Raw genomic sequence first — 18,914 nt, 5'->3', positions numbered from 1 at the left:
TAAGCACAGAGTTCAATTCCACGTGCAGCCAAGTGATGCGTAATCTTTTACGTTCAACACTTTTTATGTATTGACTGTTATCCAACGCTTTTAATTTGAGTATTTGAGAACCTTTTATGGCCCTTTACCCCTATACGCTCCAACCTGTCGCCTTAAACCTCACTGAGGCAGAGTTTCAGCAAGCGCAATATGAATTATTTGTGAATGCTCAACCCTCTTTTGGTTTAAAAAGCTTAAAAACCAAAGAATGGATTATTATAGCTATCGGTGTTGTATTAGCAGTGACAGGTTTAATGTTTGTGTCGGGCTATTCCACCATTATCTTTTGGATGATGCTGGTCGCCATTGTGATTTACCTATTGGTACGCACGCTTGGATTCAAATGGTATGTGAAAAAAGAATTTGAGAAACAGGTTGCTGCGCAAGACATGCCCGATGAGATGCGCCAGATGAAACTTGGCGTACAAAAGCATGGTCTAGTGATGGCGATGCCTGTTAATCAGCCCGATATGTTTAATAACAATAAAATGCGCGGCATGCAAATGCGTGCAGGCTCGATGCAACAAGCCGTTATCCCATGGAGCGCTGTTAAAAGCTGGGATGAAACCGATGATTATATCTTTGTCATGTTTGAGGTAAAAGGTCAACAAGGCAGCCAAATTGTACCTAAGCGTTTACAGGGACAGAAATTCCCAATTGATACCGTCCGTCAGCATTTGCAAGAAGTCGTGCCTATTCGCGGCTTACAAACCGAACACTTACAGCCACCGGCTTAATACTGTATAAATGCCAGGTAGCTAATTATTAAGAATGCTTACTATTTTTTAAGACGCCTACTGGCATTATGATTATTAGTGCTTATCGTTAAGATTTAACATTATTATATTATTTGATAAAACTTGATGTTATCTTTAATTTGATTCATTTAACTTATTCAAATATGCTTGCTATGATAGTAAACATCAAAGGCATTAGTTGAAAACGTATTACTTAAAAAGGTTTGACTCAAAAAGCTAATAATTAAGCCCCAGTGATATTACAAGATTTGCCACACTAGTTGTTATCTATACTAAGGTTTTAATAACAAGTCTCTCAATAACAAGGATAATATTATGAGTAACGTTACAAGCAGTAGTAACCAAAGTACCAATCAAATTGGTTTAGAAACGGCTGAGATGAGCCAAGTTATTGCAAAATTAAATGGCTTATTGTCTAGCTATCATATGTTCTATATCAACGTGCGTGGCTATCACTGGAATGTAAAAGGCGAGCACTTCTTTACTTTGCACCCTAAATTTGAAGAACTGTATACCGCGCTACAAATCCAAATTGATGAAATTGCAGAGCGTATTTTAACCCTAGGTGGCACGCCGCTACATGCCTATAGCGACTTTTCTCAGCATACCAGCATCAGCGAAGACAAGAACGTAAAAGACGGCACCCGTTGCGTTAATGGTGTAGTAGCTGGTCTACAAGAGCTAATTGAAGAGCAACGTCAAGTGTCTGCACTAGCAATAGAAAGTGAAGATCAAGGCTCAGCAGATTTGGTTGATGCCTATGTGCAAGAACAAGAAAAACTGGTTTGGATGTATACTGCATTTTTAGGCTAATATTGACAGCATAGCCGAATGATAACTAAAAATTCAGATGATAAAAAAGCACCTAATCTAGGTGCTTTTTTTGTGCAAAATTTATTTAAAAAATAACAGATTATTTTTGCATCCATTGACGCATTTTTTCGCGCTCAGTTGGCGTAGCATTTAACCAAAGCTGCATAAATTGATCCAGCGTGCTGGCAGACTGGCTTGCAGGCGTCACCGTATAACGGCTCGATGATACCGCACCAGAGTTTGTAGTACTCTGAGTTGTTACAGCTGGCTGACCCAATGCGGCAATCGCTTGCTGGTTTTGTAATTCCGCATTACCGCCGCCACCGAACACGCCGCCCAGTGCTTTTCCTAATCCTGAGAAGATACTGCCATCATTACCGCCTAGACTTTTTTGGCTTGCAACCACGGTATTATTTTGTTGTATCGCTAAAGTTGGATTTTCAGCATACTTCTTAGCCGCAGCATAGTCTTCTGGCTGATTGGGCATGGTTAGACGATAGGTTTGATTATCAGCTAAATCCGCTGCCACACTGATATTGCCTGAACGCAGATAGTCATGCTCATCACGGCGCAAATTATACAAACGATCATATTTAGCCGTAATAACGTGCTTACCCGGCTGTAAAGTGAACTCTTTGGTTAATGGCTGAAAAAGGCTTTGTTTGAGCTCCTGACCATTAATCGCTGTGACTTTAATATTGTCGTCTACCACTAACGTGACTGCCGCGTGTGACAACATCGATAATGACCCCATGCCAACCAACAACATACTAATAGTCAGTTTTTGTAGTCCATAAGCGCTATTTTTCATAAAAATTCCTATTGGTAATACTGACAGGTTAAAAGTAAGGGTAAGCTCGGAGCCACGCGGATAGTATTAGATTACTGAAATCACTTATTAATAAATATACTAAAAATCTAAAGGTATGGTTTGATTGTCTTGTTCGGCGGCACGTTTATCCACTTCCGCCTCTTGAGTAATATCGGCAAGTTCAGCGACAAGGGTTTGCTCATCAATCGTCCGCAGCGCATCGCTAATAACGGCTTTCGATATATTACTGCGTCCAAGATTAGAGAACATAGGCTGGATATAATTGAGCACTACCATCATGGCACCGATACGATGCGGACCTTCCTTAAGCAAATAATCGGTAATACGCTCATCAAATTGCCAACCACGACGACGCAAAATAGACTGCAGTAATGCCTGCCTATCCGCCAAATCTCGACCATTTGGTACTTTAAAGGTTGGTGCTTGCGACAGTCTGCTTAATAAATCCGTCAGCTGAAACGGCAGCTCGCCTGCGGGCGTATTAGCAGCAAATAAGAGCTGGCGTTGCCCTTCACGACTACGATTAATCAGATGAAATAAGGCTTCCTGCCATTGGCTACTGTGCTCAATCACTTCTAAGTCATCAATAGCAATGACATCGAAATTCTCAAGCGAGGATAAGACATCAACATCAGTATGTATCAGTTCATTAAGCGATAGACAAATGGCGGACTTATCCATCTCAATAAAAGATTCACAAATAGCTGACAGTAAGTGCGACTTACCTGTAGCCGGGCTGCCAAATAAGTACAGCTGACGGATAAGACCGACATGCAACTGGCGCACGGCATCAATAATCGACATCCAGCCAGGCCCGGCAAAGTCGCTGAGACTCGCATCGTGCTTGATATCTAGATTGAGACTTAGCTGTGCTTCTGCCATGAATCATCAACTCGGTTTACGTAGCTCACAAATGGGCAACAAATAACTAGAAGGCTACTCTCTATTTTATTTTTCTTAAACAAATATTATTAAGCTAGCTTAGCGTTTGACTATATAAACATTTAAATACTGTCAAAACGATGTCTAAATTTCTTCAATTAAGACTGTTACGAGTAAAATCTTATCATAATAATGTGATACGACATGGTACGCTATCAGAAGCAGTTTAGTAACCGCTTCTGCCTAAATAATGCGCCTATATATACCATACTTGCAAAATGACTGACAAGTCCTTTAACAACTGCGAAAAGGACCTAGAACCTATCGAATCAATAAATCGTTATTTTTCTTCAAATAAATTCAATTGCTTACGACCACGATAAAAGTCAGTGGTTCGATAATAAGCATAAAGATGAATAAATAAAACGTTAAGCACCGCAGACACCGGTAAGGCAATAAGCATCCCAACAAAGCCCAGTAAACTTGCACCTGCCAGTACTGCAAAGATAACCCACAACGGTGACAGCCCAATCTTATCGCCCAATAATAGGGGTTGCAGAATATAACCTTCAGCCGCCTGCCCAACAAGGAAAGCACCGACAATCAGCGATAAGTGGAACCAGTCCAAGCCGAACTGGAACAAACCTGCGATAATTGAAGCAATAAATCCAAGACCAAATCCCAAATAAGGAACAAAGCTGGCAATACCTGCTGCCATACCGATAATAAGCCCAAGCTCAAGTCCAATTAACTGTAACTGTACTGCATAGATAATACCAAGTAATACCATAACCAAAAGCTGACCTTTAATAAATGCCATTAACGCCCTATCACATTCTTTGGCAATACCGACCACTTTTTTGCTATACGCATTAGGAATCGCCATTTCCCAACCGTGCAGACGTTTGTCCCAATTGAATAAGAAGTAAAAGGTCAGAATAGGCACTAAGACGATTAAACCCGCACTATTAATAAAATTCATACTCGATGCTAATGCTTGGCTCATTAAGCTGCTGGCATCGGCAAATTTATAGTGGGTTTGCATATAATCTACAAAGGTTTCAGAAAAGCCTTTGGCCTCAAGTTCCGGTAAACGTATGCGGGTGTTATTGACAAACCACTCGCGCGCCACATCATTGTACCAGGTTAGAATTTGCGGTAAATACTCCCAAGCGGCTTGTAATTGACGCCACAGCGTTGGTACCAGCCACCATAATAATACGACCATCCCTACTGTAATCGTGGCATAAACCACGATAATTGCCATCCACCGTTTAATATATTTCGATAATTTTCTTACTAACGGATTAAATAAATAAGCGAGCACAAAGGCGCAAACAAACGGAACAATAACAGGCGTCATCAGATGCAGCATAACCAGTGCTATCACAATGGCAACAACAATAAACAAGCGCCGAAAAAAAGGATCTATCGGTTGGTTGATCATTAATGGGAATCCTACAGGTAAGCGGATAGTAATAAAGGGATAATATGATAATAATTAAAAGTTTGATGATGAGATACGCTAAGCGCTCTATTATCGCAGAGTAGATAAAAAAAGCAGTGATTTTTTGTTGCTTAAAAGTCCATTTTCTAGATTATCTTAATGCCTGTTTTTTAGTGACGATATATATTTTTGAAAAGGTATTGATCAAACTTTATCGCTAGTGTTGCGCATACTGAGCGAATATTCCCAAGTTGTTTTGCGAGTGCGAGCTATTTTTGGGTATAATGCACGCACTACAGTCAAATTTTACCTGTTTAGTTCAATTCATTTACTTTACCACCCTTAACTGTGAGATGACCATGAGTGACAAGCCTTCTTTAAGCTACAAAGACGCTGGCGTCGATATCGATGCTGGCGACGCGTTGGTTCAGCGCATCAAGTCGGTGGCAAAAGCCACTTCTCGTCCTGAAGTAGTGGGCGGGCTTGGTGGTTTCGGCGCGCTATGTCGCATCCCAACCGGCTACACTTCCCCACTTTTGGTCTCTGGTACCGATGGTGTTGGTACAAAATTAAAGCTAGCCTTGCAGCTTAATCGCCATGATACCATTGGTATTGACTTGGTTGCGATGTGCGTTAATGATTTATTAGTTTGTGGTGCTGAACCATTATTTTTCTTAGATTATTATGCAACCGGTAAGCTTGATGTTGATGTTGCAGCGACGGTAGTAACCGGTATTGGCGATGGTTGTAAATTGGCAAATTGCGCCTTGATTGGTGGTGAAACGGCTGAGATGCCAGGCATGTACCAAGACGATGATTACGACTTAGCTGGATTTTGTGTAGGCGTGGTTGAAGAAGCAGAAGTCATCACAGGTGAAAATGTCGCAGAAGGCGATGTACTGATTGCTCTTGCCTCAAGTGGCGCGCATTCTAATGGCTACTCTTTAGTTCGTAAAGTCATTGAAGTGAGCGGCATTGACGTGACCAATAGCACTGAACAGCTAGATGGACAGCCGATTCAAGATGCACTAATGGCACCGACCCGTATTTATGTTAAAGCCATTAAAGCATTGCAAGATACCTTAGGCAATCAAAATCTCCATGCCATGTCGCACATTACGGGTGGTGGTTTAACCGATAATTTACCTCGCGTTCTTCCTGACCATTTAGCCGCTAGCATTGATACCAACAGCTGGCAGTTTTCAGAACTATTCACGTGGCTACAAACTCAAGGTAATATTGCACAAAGCGAGATGTATCGTACCTTTAACTGTGGCGTAGGCTTCGTTATTGTCGTGCCAAAAGATAAAGCTGATGAAGCCATTAAAACTCTAAATGATGCGGGCGAAAATGCTTGGGCAATTGGTGAGATGGTCAGCCGCGCTACTGATGGTCAAGCGGATGCAGTGGTATATCGCTAATGTTCGCTCTTCAACAAGCAACGCCTCAAGAAGCAGCTATACACCAACAGCAGCGTAAGCCTTTACGCGTTGTCGTCATGGTGTCAGGCAGTGGCAGTAATTTACAAGTATTAATAGATGCTATGCAAGCTGGGGCGCTACCGATTGAAATCGTTGGCGTTATTAGTAATCGTGAGGACGCTTATGCTATTACCCGCGCGCAGCAGTCAGGTATAGACGTTGCCGTATTGTCTCACACGGCTAGTGGCAAGCGTATGGCTATCAGAACCTTTGAGACCCACGCTAGTGCCCAGTTTGCCACATGGCAGCCTGACCTCATCGTCCTTGCTGGCTTTATGCGTGTATTGAGCGCTGATTTTATTGATAATGCGCCTGCTCCGATGATTAATTTGCATCCCTCGCTACTCCCTGTATATAAAGGGATGCAGACGCATCAACGCGCTATTCAAGCTGGTGAGCGCTATCATGGATGTAGTGTACACTTGGTGACTGCTGAGCTGGATGCTGGACAAGTATTAACCCAAGCCATGTTACCCGTCAGTGCGAAAGACACCGCCGATAGCTTACAGGCACGGGTGCAAAAGCTTGAGCATAAGCTGTTGCCGTGGACGATTTTGTTACTTACCAATGGCGTACTATCGCTGGATGTTGATGAGCAAAACTCTATTAAGACAACTTACTTGCCTGCTTTGCCCTTGCAATTATTTATCAATGCTTAATACATAAGGTATTAAACAGATGAGTCATACCTGCTCATAGACCGTAAGCCAATACTATCAGTTAAAAATTGGCTATCTTTATTAAAAAAGCCCAGTCTTGCTATACGCGAAACTGGGCTTTTTTATCTTCTGTTGTTGAAGCAATTAAATGAATAAACAAGCTATTAGAAAAACTGATTACTCACTGGAATTTCTTTTTCCTGCTGTTTTTGTTCTTCTTCGTCCGCCACCACTTGCCGCGCCACATGCATAATCAGCTGGCGTAACCAACGGTGCGCTGGATGATGCTGTAACAAGGGTGACCATGCCATTGTCAGCTCAAACTCTGGAATAAAAAACGGCGGCTCTTTCATAATAATACTGTCATTGGTTGCCTGCATGCGCGCCACTCGCGTCGGCAATGTCGCAATCAAATCTTTATTAGCAGCAAGCATCGCAGGCATCTGATAATGACGCGTAAAGACGCTGATTTGCCGCTTTTGTCCCAATCGCTGTAGTGCTTGATCGATCGACCCTAAACCGCCAGATTTCTCAGGATTAACCCCAAAGCCAACGCCCATACCCGTTTTTGATACCCAAACATGTTGACCTTTTAGATAATTTTTGAGATTAAAACGGTTGGCATACGGGCTGTCTGCCGATAGCAAACAGCTAAATGTATCACGCCAGACTAAAACTTGATGAAAACTTTGCGGAATCTCGTTAAAACGATTAATCGCCAAGTCAACGCGTCCTTGTTCCATATCTCGATACGACACATCAGAAGGCGTTAAAAAGTCTAAAATGACATTGGGAGCTTCAGAACGCAATGCCTTAACCAGCTTTGGAACCAACGTCGCTTCAGCATAATCGGAGGTCATAATCCGAAACACACGTGACGTGCTGTAAGGACGGAACTCAGTGCGCGGTTCTAGCACTTGCGTCAGGTCAGCGAGCACTTCACGAATACGTGGCTGCAACTCAAGCGCGCGCTCCGTCGGTGTCATCCCTTCTGATGAACGTACCAATAAAGGGTCGTTAAACAGCTTACGTAAGCGCCGCAAAATATTACTCATGGCAGGCTGAGTAATGCCCAATTGCTCAGCGGCGCGTGTGACATTTTTTTCTCGTAGCAGCACATCTAAATGTACCAATAAATTCAAATCAACCCGCTGCAAATTCATATCTATGTCTCTTTACCTAAAAATAAACGCCACTACAATATTGACGGTTCTATCGACCACCACTGTCTATAAATGCTGACAATCTGGCTATATATATTATTTATTATCATATTTTTTAAGACTTTAATAATTATATGTTTCTCTTTATAGCTTCTAATTTTTCTTGCCATGCCTTGTTTTCATTGGCTTATAATCTACTGAAATACTAAAGATAAACATCATAAATTAGATAAATTCTAACAACACCGATATAGTGCGTATCATAAGTGCAACAAAGTAATGATGTTTTATGGCTAATCATTGGCATGTCATCTAGATATTACATCGATTACATAAAACTTATAGAGTAAATAAGGCTGGTAAGTAGTCCATAACCATCAGTATAACCGTCTAACTATTTGCACCATCTCTATGTTATAATAGTACCGCGATAAACAAGAGCACGGGCTTAATGACCGACTGCTCATAATATTGATTAGGCTTATTATTAGCCTTTCAATACGTTATAGGTTATTGTATCATTATCTACTGATAAGTAGGCACACTGCTCGTGACTATCTTATCAACGCGCATCAAAAATTTATCGTTCGTTATCTTTAGATCCTCTGTAAGCTTGTCAATAGCAATCAAATCTTAAGTAGCGTCAGTATCAATGACACAAAATGTTTCTATTTTTAGCACTCTACTCATTTAAAACCCTTGTAATTTTTATTCGGTTTGTTTAGGGTAAGTACGGCTAAGATTTATGATCAATTGCTACTTGTAGTTTATGGATTGAACTTCAATACAGTCTTAGTGCTACTTGCAACAATTAAGTTTCGATATAACCAATGTAATCGCAATCCCCCGCAATTTCAGTGCAACATAGTTATAATCTCTCTAATACTTGATTTTTTGTGCGTTAATCTTTAATACCCCACCAAGGAGAAGTCTAGATGTCAACTTATACATCTGCAATCGAACGTGTACGTGAATTAAAAGCAAAATACGGTAACTGGGAACACATCAGCGAAACTGATGCTGCACGTATGATGGTACAAAACCGCTTTAAAACTGGTTTAGATATTGCAAAATATACTGCAAAAATCATGCGCCAAGACATGGCAGAATACGATCAAGACACCTCTAAATACACGCAATCATTAGGTGCTTGGCATGGTTTTATCGCTCAGCAAACTATGTATGCGAACAAAAAACACTTCGGTACGACTTCTAAAAAATACATCTACTTATCAGGTTGGATGGTAGCTGCGCTTCGTTCAGAATTTGGTCCATTACCTGACCAATCTATGCATGAAAAAACTGCAGTATCTGATCTTATCGAAGAAATCTACACGTTCTTACGTCAAGCTGATGCTAAAGTATTAAATGACTACTTCCGTGAGCTAAACGCTGCTGAAGAAGCTGGTCAAGACACTAAAGCTATTCAAGATAAAATTGAAAACTTTGAGTCGCATGTTGTGCCAATCATTGCTGATATCGATGCAGGTTTTGGTAACGAAGAAGCGACTTACTTGTTTGCTAAGAAACTTATCGAAGCGGGTGCTTGTGCACTACAAATCGAAAACCAAGTATCTGACGCTAAGCAATGTGGTCACCAAGCGGGTAAAGTTACTGTACCGCATGAAGACTATATCTCAAAGCTTAACGCTATCCGTTATGCATTCTTAGAGCTTGGTGTTGAAGACGGCGTTATCGTTGCTCGTACTGACTCTGAAGGCGCATCACTAACGCAAAAAATCCCAGTATCAAATGAGCCTGGTGATTTAGCTTCTAAATATATCGATTTCATCGAAATGGAAGAAGTTACGCTAGAAACTGCTAACGAAAACGACAGCTTGCTTAAGCATGACGGCAAATTGGTTCGTCCTAAGCGTTTACCAAACGGTCTGTATCAGTTCCGTGAAGAAACGAACATTGACCGCGTTGTGCTTGACTGTGTAACTGCTCTTGAAAACGGTGCTGATCTATTATGGATCGAAACGCCTACTCCTAACGTTGAACACATCAAAATGATGGTTGATCGTATTAAAGAGCAACAACCACAAGCGAAATTGGTCTATAACAATAGCCCATCGTTTAACTGGACGCTAAACTTCCGTAAGCAAGTAATTGCTGCATGGGAAGCTGAAGGTAAAGATATCTCTGCTTATAACAAAGATAACTTAATGAGCGGCGATTACGACGATACAGAATTGAACACTGCTGCTGATGAGCTTGCGAAAAACTTCCAACGCGATGCTGCTCGTGAAGCAGGTGTATTCCATCATCTAATCACACTACCTACTTACCATACTGCAGCTTTAGAGATGAACGAATTGTCTAAAGGCTACTTCGGTGAAGATGGTATGCTTGCTTATGTTGCTGGCGTACAACGTAAAGAAATCCGTGCAGGTGTTGAAGCAGTTAAGCACCAAGCAATGGCTGGTTCTGACATCGGTGATGATCATAAAGAGATCTTCTCAGGTGAAAACGCACTGAAAGCTGGTGGTGGTAAAAACACTATGGATCAGTTCAAATAAGCCATACTCTATAAAGTACATTTTACAGAAAAAGAAAAACCGCCCTACACTATGTAGGGCGGTTTTTTTATGGGTGTTTATTTTATAGCATTTAATTATTTATAGTACATACATATAAGCATTTACATCATTGTCATTTTCTAATTAGCTACATAGGGTGTTAAGATTAAAGATAGTGATCACTTTTTAGAGAGTATCATCACTCTATAGCTGTGAGCCAACATTTACTAATAATAAGGTCACCATCATGCATGAAATTGAATTGAAGTTTCTGGTGCCAGAATCTCGTTTAAAAGGTTTGATGCGCCAAGCAAAAGTAAAATCTTCCCAAGATATTCATATGTCTGCGCACTATTTTGATACCCCAAAGCAGGAACTGGCAGCGGCTGGTATTGGATTACGCATACGCCAAGAGGGCGAAACATGGGTACAGACGATTAAAGCAGGTGGCGATGGTATAGCAGCGCGCTTGGAGCACAATACCGTTCTTGATACCGACCATGTGCAAGCAATGCTGGCTGATAATAACTTGCTACCTGATTTGACACTTTATAAGAACACGGCTATTGCCCCTGCCTTAATGGATTTTAAACTAAAAAAACTGGCGAAAAATTTAACTCGGCAATATGTTACTGACGTGCAGCGTACGACGCGATTACTAGAAGACGATAGTGGTGAGCATATTAGCAGTATAGAGATGGCGTATGATTACGGAGCAATTATTCATGGTAGCGATGATACTCAGCGCCAAGCCATCCAAGAAATCGAGTTTGAGCTAATAGCAGGTGAGCTTGGGTTTTTATTTGCGACAGCTAAAGTATGGTGTAAGCGCTATAAGCTGTGCCTATCTACCGTTACCAAAGCGGAGCGTGGCGGCTTACTAATTAATAAGCAAGCCTATAGTCCAGCGGCTGAGGCAGATTTGACTCTATTACAGGCTAATACAAACAGTAACCTACCTGAATTTATACGCGCTGTTGTGCATAACTGTCTATTGCAAATACTACCGAACAGCAGTGCGATTGCCGATGGCAGTAACGACATCCACCATGCCATACAACTTGCTCATGGTCTTACCCGCTTATCCACTGCACTGCAAACCTTTGGTAAATTCTCGGAGCAGTTAAATAATGAATGGCTAAGTATTGTCAACCTGACGACAACATCAATCTATGAGTACGTCAGCACCTCCTATGTGCTCACAAATATTGAGCCAATATTGCAAAAGCATGGGGCGCCGTCCATTGATTGGAGCACGGAGATTGAACCTATTAAGACCAAACTCAATGACGCAGTGTGTGCAAATGATTTTCAATTGATTTTATTAGAACTTATTGAATTTGTGATGAGTGATCTATCTTCTGAACCGCAAGCCGATAAACTTGCGATAGATAAGTTATCTAAAATTTTAGCAAAAAAACAGGCCAATTTATTGCAAGTTGAGCAGGATAATAATAGCGATATCTATCGGCAACTGACTGAGTTACGCTATATTGCTGAGTTTGCTGCCCCTTTATATCCAAAAAAGGCAAGCAAACGCTGGATAAAGCGTTTAGTTAAAGCACAAAAATCACTTGAAAAATATCAACAGCAATTCAACTACCAACAGCGCTATAAACAAAAATCAGTTACCACTCCGTCAGCATTATATGGCGCTGGGTGGCTTGCTGCAACGCTGCTAGAGCAACAGCAACGCTGGCAAAAGCATTTATATCGTCTGCAAGAATGCCCGATATTTTGGTGATAGTTTTTAATAAAAATCTCTATAAAAAAGACAGCCATTGATATAGGCTGTCTTTTTATCACTTTTAAGTTTCATAACTGTTTTTTGAAGATTAGCTCTCTAGACCAAGGACACGCATACGCTCATTAAGTGGCTGATAGGTTTTCTTACCGGCTGGCTCTAAAATATTACCAAAGGGCATTTGGGCAACCAGCACCCAGTTATCAGGAACTTTGAATACTGTCGCCACATCATTATCAATCAGAGGATTATAGTGTTGCAAACTGGCACCCACTTCTAACGTGCGCAGCTCTGTCCAAAGCGCATACTGGTGCATGGCTGAGGTCTGTTGTGCCCAAGTTGGGAAATGATGGGCATAAAGCGGAAACTTATCTTGCAGCGCTTTAACCACGTCACTATCTTCGAAAAATAATACCGTTCCTGCTGCGGCACGAAAGCTATCTATCTTTTTTTCACTGCTCGAAAAGTCTCCATTGCCTACCTCTTGCCGCAATTTAGCTTCGGTAATATCCCAAAGCTGAGTATGCTGTTTCCCAAACAGTACTATCAATCTTGATGATTGCGAATTGAAAGCAGACGGGGTATGTAGTAATACGCGCTCAGCAATATTAACAATCGCTTGTGGCATAACGGGTAGCTCATTACCTAAAGCGTAAATAGTGCGACGAGTATCAAAGGCTTGTTGTAAACTGACTAAGTTTTCTGTGGTCATTATTATTATCCTTGCTAATTAGGCTGATTTGTCATCAGGGTAAGCTTTTAAGTTAAATATTAGATATAAGGGTTAAATATAGAGCTAAATAAATACTTTTATTAAAAACATCTATCCTAAGCTCAACTCTTATATTAACGTTATTCTTAACTTATATTATATATTATTAAGTATTTTTTATTAATGATATTGTAATATTACCTTTTTTAACTTATTTTTCATGCCCTACAATATCATTATGCTGCGATGATTCCCTTCTAGCTGGCTATAATATGTACAGGTGTGCCCTCTTTAACGTGCTCAAATAACTCAATAATATCTTGATTGCGCATCCGTATACAGCCGTGCGAGCGTGGCACACCCATAGGTTCATTATCGGGTGTACCGTGAATATAGATGTAACGCTGATAGGTATCACAGCTGCCTTGCTCGTTACTGTCTTTATTGCTGCCCTCTTCTAAACCTGCTAGCCATAATATCCGGCTTAATATCCAATCGCGCTCAGGATATTGTGCACCAAGAGCAGCGCTATAAATTTCCCCTGTCGGCACACGTCCCAAAAATACGGCATTGATAGGCTGACTACCCCCAATTTTTTCCGCAATAATATGAGCGCCAAGCGGTGTACAACCACTGTTTTGCTGGCTACCAATACCATTTTTGGCGGTAGAAATATCATAATGACAAACTTCTATCTTTTGCTGATAAACGCTAAGCTTTTGTTTTTCAATGTTAATAATTAGGCGTAAGGCAGCATGTCTCATATTGTTTTTACCGTCATTATTTTTCATTCAGTATTATCCATTTTTAATTATTATTAAGTCTCTTTATAATAATGAGTGTAGCAACAATTTTAGTTATAAAAAATTTCATTTGTGAAAGAAAGTATCATACATTTATAGCAATTTTGACCCAAAAAAAACAGAGACATCACATCTCTGTTCTTTATTTATAACCAACTGTCTAAATCTAATTACCTAAACTAGTTGATAAGAGCTTATTTAGACAAATCACGACCACGGCTTGCTTCAATAGCAAGACGTAGACCATTTAGACGAATGAAACCTTCAGCATCTTTTTGATCATACGCACCAGCATCATCTTCAAAGGTGGCTATTTTTTCATCAAACAATGAATCGTCTGACTTACGACCAACGACGCTAACCGCGCCTTTGTATAATTTTATGCGAACGGTACCATTAACATATTCTTGTGATTTATCGATCAAAGCTTGCAGCATCAGACGCTCAGGACTGAACCAATAGCCGTTATAGATAATCTTAGCATAGCGTGGCATCAACTCATCTTTTAGATGCGCCGCTTCACGGTCAAGGGTTAATGACTCGATACCGCGATGCGCTTTAAGCATGATCGTACCTGCTGGCGTCTCGTAGCAACCACGTGACTTCATACCAACATAACGATTTTCAACGATGTCTAAGCGACCAACGCCATGTTTGCCACCGATGTCATTAAGCTTAATCATTACTTCAAATGGCTTGAGTTTTTCGCCATCAATCGCAACGATATCGCCTTTTTCGTATTCTAATTCTAGATATTGGGCTTCGTCAGGCGCTTCTTCTGGGCTAACCGACCAACGCCACATATCATCTTCTGCTTCAGCATACGGATCTTCTAGGATACCGCCTTCATAAGAGATATGTAAAAGATTAGCATCCATTGAATACGGTGATTTTTTCTTACTACCCGCATAATCAATGGCGATATTATGTTCTTCAGCATATTGCATTAAGCTTTCACGGCTCGATAAATCCCACTCACGCCAAGGGGCAATCGTTACCACATCAGGCGACAAGGCAACAGCGCCAAGCTCAAAACGTACTTGGTCATTACCTTTACCAGTTGCACCATGGCTGATAGCATCAGCACCATGCTCAGCAGCAATTTCAACCAAACGCTTGGCAATTAGAGGACGCGCAATAGAGGTACCTAATAAATATTCGCCTTCATAAATGGCATTGGCACGGAACATTGGGAACACATAATCACGCGCAAACTCTTCACGTAAGTCTTCAATATAGATATCTTTGATACCCATTGCCTGCGCTTTAGCACGTGCTGGCTCAACTTCTTCGCCCTGACCGATATCAGCGGTGAAGGTAATCACTTCAGCGTCGTAGGTATCTTGAAGCCATTTGGCGATAATGGACGTGTCCAAACCACCAGAATATGCCAAGACAATTTTATTAATGTTTTTTGGATCTAGTTTAGCCATGAAAAACTCCTAATAAAGGCTGGTAAGTATAGAAATAATGCAAAAAAATGATACGAGTAAGCCATAATTCGTAAGAATCAGACAAAAAGTAGGGTGTCTACTCAGTGTACATCATATTTAGGATAGGCAAAAGTGCAAGCACGATATGATGTGGGTATTTATTGCCAGTTTATCTTATCTTTACAGCCGACACGATGCGTATATTCAGTCGAGCCGGCAAATCTGTTATTATAACTACTGACTAAATGCTATCATTATAAAACCCTTATAACCCCTTTATCTCGCCTTTTTATCTGACTATTTTACCTATTAGAGCATCGTGATTCCTATGACCCAGCCGATTAAAGAGTTAACCCTTCTCCAGCCAGACGACTGGCATATCCATTTACGTGACGATGCCGCTTTAGCGACCACAGTACCACATGCCGCGACCAGTTTTAACCGCGTTATCTGCATGCCAAATTTAGTACCGCCTGTTAAAAATGCCGATGACGCGCGCGCTTATCGTGAGCGTATCATGCAGCAGCTTGCCACCAGTGATATCAGTGCTGCCCGTAAAGCAACCTTTGATCCGCGCATGACCTTGTATATGACGGACCATACTTCGGTTCAAGATATCGAAATCGCAGCGAAATCAGGTATCGTACAAGCTGTTAAGTTATATCCTGCAGGCGCTACCACCAATTCAGCCGATGGCGTAACCGACATTCTTGCTTGTGCTGACGTTTTTGCAGCGATGGAAAAATATAATTTACCTTTGTTGCTGCATGGTGAAGTAACTCACGCTCATGTTGATATTTTTGATCGTGAAAAGCGCTTTTTAGATGAAGTATTGGGAAAAATTATAGCGAGCTTCCCCACCCTTAAAATTGTTCTTGAACATATCACCACCAGCGATGCCGCCGACTTTGTATTGGCACAAGGCAACCGAATAGGCGCTACTATTACTCCCCAGCACATGATGCTCAACCGCAATGACATGCTATTGGGTGGTATCAAGCCGCATATGTATTGCTTACCCATTTTAAAGCGCGCCACTCATCAGCAAGCGCTATTGGCTGTCGCTACTAGTGGCAGCCCTAAGTTCTTCTTAGGTACGGATTCTGCGCCACATGCCACAGATAAAAAAGAAGCAGCATGCGGGTGTGCTGGCTGCTATAGTTCAGCGACTGCCCTACCGCTATATGCCACAGCTTTTGACAGTGTGGGCAAGCTTGATAAACTAGAAGGCTTCACTAGTCGTTTTGGCGCAGAGTTTTATGGACTGCCAGTCAATACCAATACCGTGACCCTCATTAATACTCCGATGCAAATACCGACACATTATCCTTACTTTAATGGCTCAACCCTTACGCCACTTATGGCAGGTGAAACTTTACCTTGGTCTATTAAAGACTAATAGGTATTTTGCTCTGCGCGATAATATAAGCATATTGTCTATATTATCGCGTTTATTTATGACGTAAGACTTGCCTATTATTTATTCAATATACAGCTCAACCGATATAAGCGATTTAACTTGTTATGACCACCTCAAATAATACTTCCCCAGCTACTGATCATTTGCCAAATAATGCTTATATTCATGAAGAAAAATCAGCGGCAGAAACATTGGCACCAATGGCTTTAAAAGAACGCTTTCGCAAATTTCTGCCTGTCGTTGTTGACGTCGAAACTGCTGGATTTAACGCGCATACTGATGCCCTATTAGAGATTGCCTGTATTCCTATTTTATTAAACGAATACGGTATCTTCTATCCAGGAGAGGCACTCAATGCTCATATTGAACCTTTTGAAGGGGCAAACTTAGAACCAAGTGCCCTAGCTTTTACTGGCATTGACCCCAATAATCCGATGCGTAAAGCCATCGCCGAAGATGAAAAAATAGCACTACGTCGAATTTTTAAAGGGCTAAAAGAAGTACGTAAGGAAGAAGATTGCCGTCAATGCGTATTGATAGGTCACAATGCTCATTTTGACTTAAACTTTTTAAATGCTGCCGTCCTGCGTACCAATAGTAAAAATCATAACCCATTTCATCAATTTTCTGTTTTTGATACCGTGACTTTATCTGCTTTGGCTTTTGGACAAACCGTGCTTGCGCGCGCTTGCAAGGCTGCGGGGCTTGACTTTGATGGGAATGATGCCCACTCAGCACTATATGACACACAAAAAACCGCGGAGCTTTTTTGTCATATTCTCAATCACTATCCGATGTTACCCAACGCTTTACAAGTTGCCACATCTAGCACTGATATCACCGATACAGACAGCTCACAACAATAACTAAACAATAGCTCTATTATTTTAAATTATACTTATTATTAAGTTGCTCTAAAATTTTAAAGAATTCGCTTAGTTCAATGTCATTTATATCATATTTGTTAGTTCTGTTGCGGCAAGACAATTGTCAGGGAGGACGTTATTATGGAACCGCATCATATTTTATGGGGCACTATTTTTGGTTATATGCTATTTGCTTTGACTATTAGCGCTTGTACTTCTTTATGGATTCGCCATCACTTAAAAAGTAATGACTTACATCCGCGTCGTGCTATCAAAAAAAGATATTTAATGGCAAAAAGACGGCAGAAATACCTAACTGCAAAAAATATTCGAAAATAGCTTGACAGTATTTAGCTTTCCTATTATTATGTGCACCACTTCAGCGTAAACAGTGAAAGTAGCTGGAGTATCACTAGTCCCCATCGTCTAGTGGCCTAGGACACTGCCCTTTCACGGCGGTAACCGGGGTTCGAACCCCCGTGGGGACGCCATATATTAAAATATTATTTTTGATGATATTTTTTAAAACTCTCAAAGCCTTTCAGGTTTTGAGAGTTTTTTTATGGTCTATTGTTTTATATAATCGGTTGGTTCTGACTACATATTCTTATTTAGTACGAAAGAAGAGATGCAAAAAGCCAGCAATTTGCTGACTTTTTCTGGCATATATAAGTAATGTCGTTAATCTTAGTTCCGCTTTGCTAAAATTTATCTGCCAACATAAACCATAGTAAGGCGAGCACAATTAACGTACCGAGCACTGTCTGAATTAAGAAGAATGCCTGATGTTGACCGACAACTTTAGATAGTGTAATACCTAGCGCATTATACTTAATAGGTTGCATATCAACCTCCTCTACTTTGACTTGACTGTCATAATAATGTTGCAACGAGTCTAAGAAAACTTTGCTGTCTTCTGCATTCCAACTATAAGGCTTTAATGGCAATAGTGCTTTTAAATTGGGATCTTTAAATAGCCATTGTTCAAGCACAATTGAACGTAACGACCAGTTCTCAAAACGGCGCGTTTTGATTTCTGAAAACTCTAACATCTGCAAATCTTTGTGTCGATCATCCATTAATAGCTGATTTTTTAAATTTGTTAATGCTTGTTCTGTACCTTCAACATATTGAAAAAAATAGCCGTTGCCATAACAAAGTATGCCGGTAATATTGTTGATTGTATTATTCTTAATTGAAGTTTCGGCAATATCATTTAACGTACTAGCGCCTGATAAGCCTGTAGAAGTGATTCGGCTTATATAGATGAACTGGTAAACATCTACCACTTCTGAGTTGGTAATGTCAGTATCAGTAAATGTTGACAACCAGCCTCTCCT

17 protein-coding genes and 1 tRNA gene are annotated in these 18,914 nt (G+C 40.8%); 10 read left to right on the top strand and 8 right to left on the bottom strand.

Features of this window, described 5'->3' with window-relative positions:
* The first annotated feature begins 116 nt into the window (after positions 1-116).
* Complete coding sequence (locus H2245_RS01125; protein ID WP_182405179.1) at positions 117-776, top strand: YcxB family protein; 660 nt, start codon at positions 117-119, stop codon at positions 774-776.
* A gap of 336 nt (positions 777-1,112) precedes the next feature.
* A complete protein-coding gene (locus tag H2245_RS01120; protein ID WP_182405178.1) occupies positions 1,113-1,610 on the top strand; it encodes a Dps family protein in 498 nt (165 codons plus the stop codon).
* A 100-nt stretch (positions 1,611-1,710) separates the two neighbouring features.
* Here H2245_RS01120 and H2245_RS01115 read toward each other — a convergent pair whose 3' ends face one another.
* From H2245_RS01115 to H2245_RS01105, 3 genes are all read right to left on the bottom strand, one after another.
* On the bottom strand, positions 1,711-2,379 hold the full coding sequence (locus H2245_RS01115; protein ID WP_404944643.1) for a DUF2057 family protein: 669 nt from the start codon (positions 2,377-2,379) through the stop codon (positions 1,711-1,713).
* Between the two features lie 141 nt (positions 2,380-2,520).
* Complete coding sequence (gene hda / locus H2245_RS01110; protein WP_182405176.1) at positions 2,521-3,324, bottom strand: DnaA regulatory inactivator Hda; 804 nt, start codon at positions 3,322-3,324, stop codon at positions 2,521-2,523.
* Between the two features lie 340 nt (positions 3,325-3,664).
* Positions 3,665-4,771, bottom strand: coding sequence for an AI-2E family transporter (locus H2245_RS01105; RefSeq protein ID WP_182405175.1), 1,107 nt, complete (start codon positions 4,769-4,771; stop codon positions 3,665-3,667).
* Between the two features lie 359 nt (positions 4,772-5,130).
* On the opposite strand from H2245_RS01105, the gene purM reads away from it, so the two are divergent.
* Positions 5,131-6,192, top strand: coding sequence for a phosphoribosylformylglycinamidine cyclo-ligase (purM, locus tag H2245_RS01100; protein WP_182405174.1), 1,062 nt, complete (start codon positions 5,131-5,133; stop codon positions 6,190-6,192).
* Positions 6,192-6,911 (top strand): phosphoribosylglycinamide formyltransferase, encoded by a 720-nt coding sequence (purN, locus tag H2245_RS01095; RefSeq protein WP_182405173.1) that lies wholly within the window; start codon positions 6,192-6,194, stop codon positions 6,909-6,911. The genes purM and purN overlap by 1 nt, the downstream gene beginning before the upstream one ends.
* 164 nt (positions 6,912-7,075) lie before the next feature.
* On the opposite strand, the gene H2245_RS01090 is transcribed toward purN, so the two are convergent.
* A complete protein-coding gene (locus tag H2245_RS01090) occupies positions 7,076-8,074 on the bottom strand; it encodes a LysR family transcriptional regulator (RefSeq protein WP_182405172.1) in 999 nt (332 codons plus the stop codon).
* Positions 8,075-9,009: 935 nt separating this feature from the next.
* Between H2245_RS01090 and H2245_RS01085 the strand changes: the two genes are divergently transcribed.
* Complete coding sequence (locus H2245_RS01085; protein WP_062535504.1) at positions 9,010-10,596, top strand: isocitrate lyase; 1,587 nt, start codon at positions 9,010-9,012, stop codon at positions 10,594-10,596.
* 247 nt (positions 10,597-10,843) lie between these two features.
* Positions 10,844-12,340 carry a CYTH and CHAD domain-containing protein gene (locus tag H2245_RS01080; protein WP_182405171.1) on the top strand — a complete coding sequence of 499 codons (1,497 nt, stop codon included), beginning with the start codon at positions 10,844-10,846 and terminating at the stop codon, positions 12,338-12,340.
* A gap of 91 nt (positions 12,341-12,431) precedes the next feature.
* Here H2245_RS01080 and H2245_RS01075 read toward each other — a convergent pair whose 3' ends face one another.
* From H2245_RS01075 to H2245_RS01065, 3 genes are all read right to left on the bottom strand, one after another.
* Positions 12,432-13,052, bottom strand: coding sequence for a nitroreductase family protein (locus H2245_RS01075; RefSeq protein ID WP_182405170.1), 621 nt, complete (start codon positions 13,050-13,052; stop codon positions 12,432-12,434).
* Positions 13,053-13,309: 257 nt separating this feature from the next.
* Positions 13,310-13,843 (bottom strand): L,D-transpeptidase, encoded by a 534-nt coding sequence (locus H2245_RS01070; RefSeq protein WP_259365025.1) that lies wholly within the window; start codon positions 13,841-13,843, stop codon positions 13,310-13,312.
* 206 nt (positions 13,844-14,049) lie between these two features.
* A complete protein-coding gene (locus H2245_RS01065) occupies positions 14,050-15,288 on the bottom strand; it encodes an argininosuccinate synthase (protein ID WP_182405169.1) in 1,239 nt (412 codons plus the stop codon).
* A gap of 328 nt (positions 15,289-15,616) precedes the next feature.
* On the opposite strand from H2245_RS01065, the gene pyrC reads away from it, so the two are divergent.
* The 4 genes from pyrC (at position 15,617) to H2245_RS01045 (ending at position 18,065) form a co-directional block, all read left to right on the top strand.
* Positions 15,617-16,687, top strand: coding sequence for a dihydroorotase (gene pyrC / locus H2245_RS01060; RefSeq protein WP_182405168.1), 1,071 nt, complete (start codon positions 15,617-15,619; stop codon positions 16,685-16,687).
* Between the two features lie 221 nt (positions 16,688-16,908).
* The gene (rnt, locus tag H2245_RS01055; RefSeq protein WP_182405658.1) at positions 16,909-17,574 is read left to right on the top strand and encodes a ribonuclease T; all 666 of its coding nucleotides are present in this window, start codon (positions 16,909-16,911) and stop codon (positions 17,572-17,574) included.
* Positions 17,575-17,715: 141 nt separating this feature from the next.
* On the top strand, positions 17,716-17,913 hold the full coding sequence (locus H2245_RS01050) for a hypothetical protein (RefSeq protein ID WP_182405167.1): 198 nt from the start codon (positions 17,716-17,718) through the stop codon (positions 17,911-17,913).
* Between the two features lie 76 nt (positions 17,914-17,989).
* A tRNA-Glu gene (locus H2245_RS01045) sits at positions 17,990-18,065 on the top strand.
* A 210-nt stretch (positions 18,066-18,275) separates the two neighbouring features.
* Here H2245_RS01045 and H2245_RS01040 read toward each other — a convergent pair.
* On the bottom strand, positions 18,276-18,902 hold the full coding sequence (locus tag H2245_RS01040; RefSeq protein WP_220464343.1) for a BLUF domain-containing protein: 627 nt from the start codon (positions 18,900-18,902) through the stop codon (positions 18,276-18,278).
* Positions 18,903-18,914: the final 12 nt, after the last annotated feature.

It is taken from the genome of Psychrobacter sp. GP33, from assembly GCF_014119005.1.
In the GTDB taxonomy this organism is placed as follows: domain Bacteria; phylum Pseudomonadota; class Gammaproteobacteria; order Pseudomonadales; family Moraxellaceae; genus Psychrobacter.
This window is presented reverse-complemented; position numbering and strand designations above follow the sequence as displayed.

Bases quoted from the DNA above. Each gene is read 5' to 3' on its own strand.
- H2245_RS01125 (WP_182405179.1), top strand. From the start codon at position 117: ATGGCCCTTTACCCCTATACGCTCCAACCTGTCGCCTTAAACCTCACT.
- H2245_RS01120 (WP_182405178.1), top strand. From the start codon at position 1,113: ATGAGTAACGTTACAAGCAGTAGTAACCAAAGTACCAATCAAATTGGT.
- H2245_RS01115 (WP_404944643.1), bottom strand. From the start codon at position 2,379: ATGTTGTTGGTTGGCATGGGGTCATTATCGATGTTGTCACACGCGGCA.
- hda (WP_182405176.1), bottom strand. From the start codon at position 3,324: ATGGCAGAAGCACAGCTAAGTCTCAATCTAGATATCAAGCACGATGCG.
- H2245_RS01105 (WP_182405175.1), bottom strand. From the start codon at position 4,771: ATGATCAACCAACCGATAGATCCTTTTTTTCGGCGCTTGTTTATTGTT.
- purM (WP_182405174.1), top strand. From the start codon at position 5,131: ATGAGTGACAAGCCTTCTTTAAGCTACAAAGACGCTGGCGTCGATATC.
- purN (WP_182405173.1), top strand. From the start codon at position 6,192: ATGTTCGCTCTTCAACAAGCAACGCCTCAAGAAGCAGCTATACACCAA.
- H2245_RS01090 (WP_182405172.1), bottom strand. From the start codon at position 8,074: ATGAATTTGCAGCGGGTTGATTTGAATTTATTGGTACATTTAGATGTG.
- H2245_RS01085 (WP_062535504.1), top strand. From the start codon at position 9,010: ATGTCAACTTATACATCTGCAATCGAACGTGTACGTGAATTAAAAGCA.
- H2245_RS01080 (WP_182405171.1), top strand. From the start codon at position 10,844: ATGCATGAAATTGAATTGAAGTTTCTGGTGCCAGAATCTCGTTTAAAA.
- H2245_RS01075 (WP_182405170.1), bottom strand. From the start codon at position 13,052: ATGACCACAGAAAACTTAGTCAGTTTACAACAAGCCTTTGATACTCGT.
- H2245_RS01070 (WP_259365025.1), bottom strand. From the start codon at position 13,843: ATGAAAAATAATGACGGTAAAAACAATATGAGACATGCTGCCTTACGC.
- H2245_RS01065 (WP_182405169.1), bottom strand. From the start codon at position 15,288: ATGGCTAAACTAGATCCAAAAAACATTAATAAAATTGTCTTGGCATAT.
- pyrC (WP_182405168.1), top strand. From the start codon at position 15,617: ATGACCCAGCCGATTAAAGAGTTAACCCTTCTCCAGCCAGACGACTGG.
- rnt (WP_182405658.1), top strand. From the start codon at position 16,909: ATGGCTTTAAAAGAACGCTTTCGCAAATTTCTGCCTGTCGTTGTTGAC.
- H2245_RS01050 (WP_182405167.1), top strand. From the start codon at position 17,716: ATGGAACCGCATCATATTTTATGGGGCACTATTTTTGGTTATATGCTA.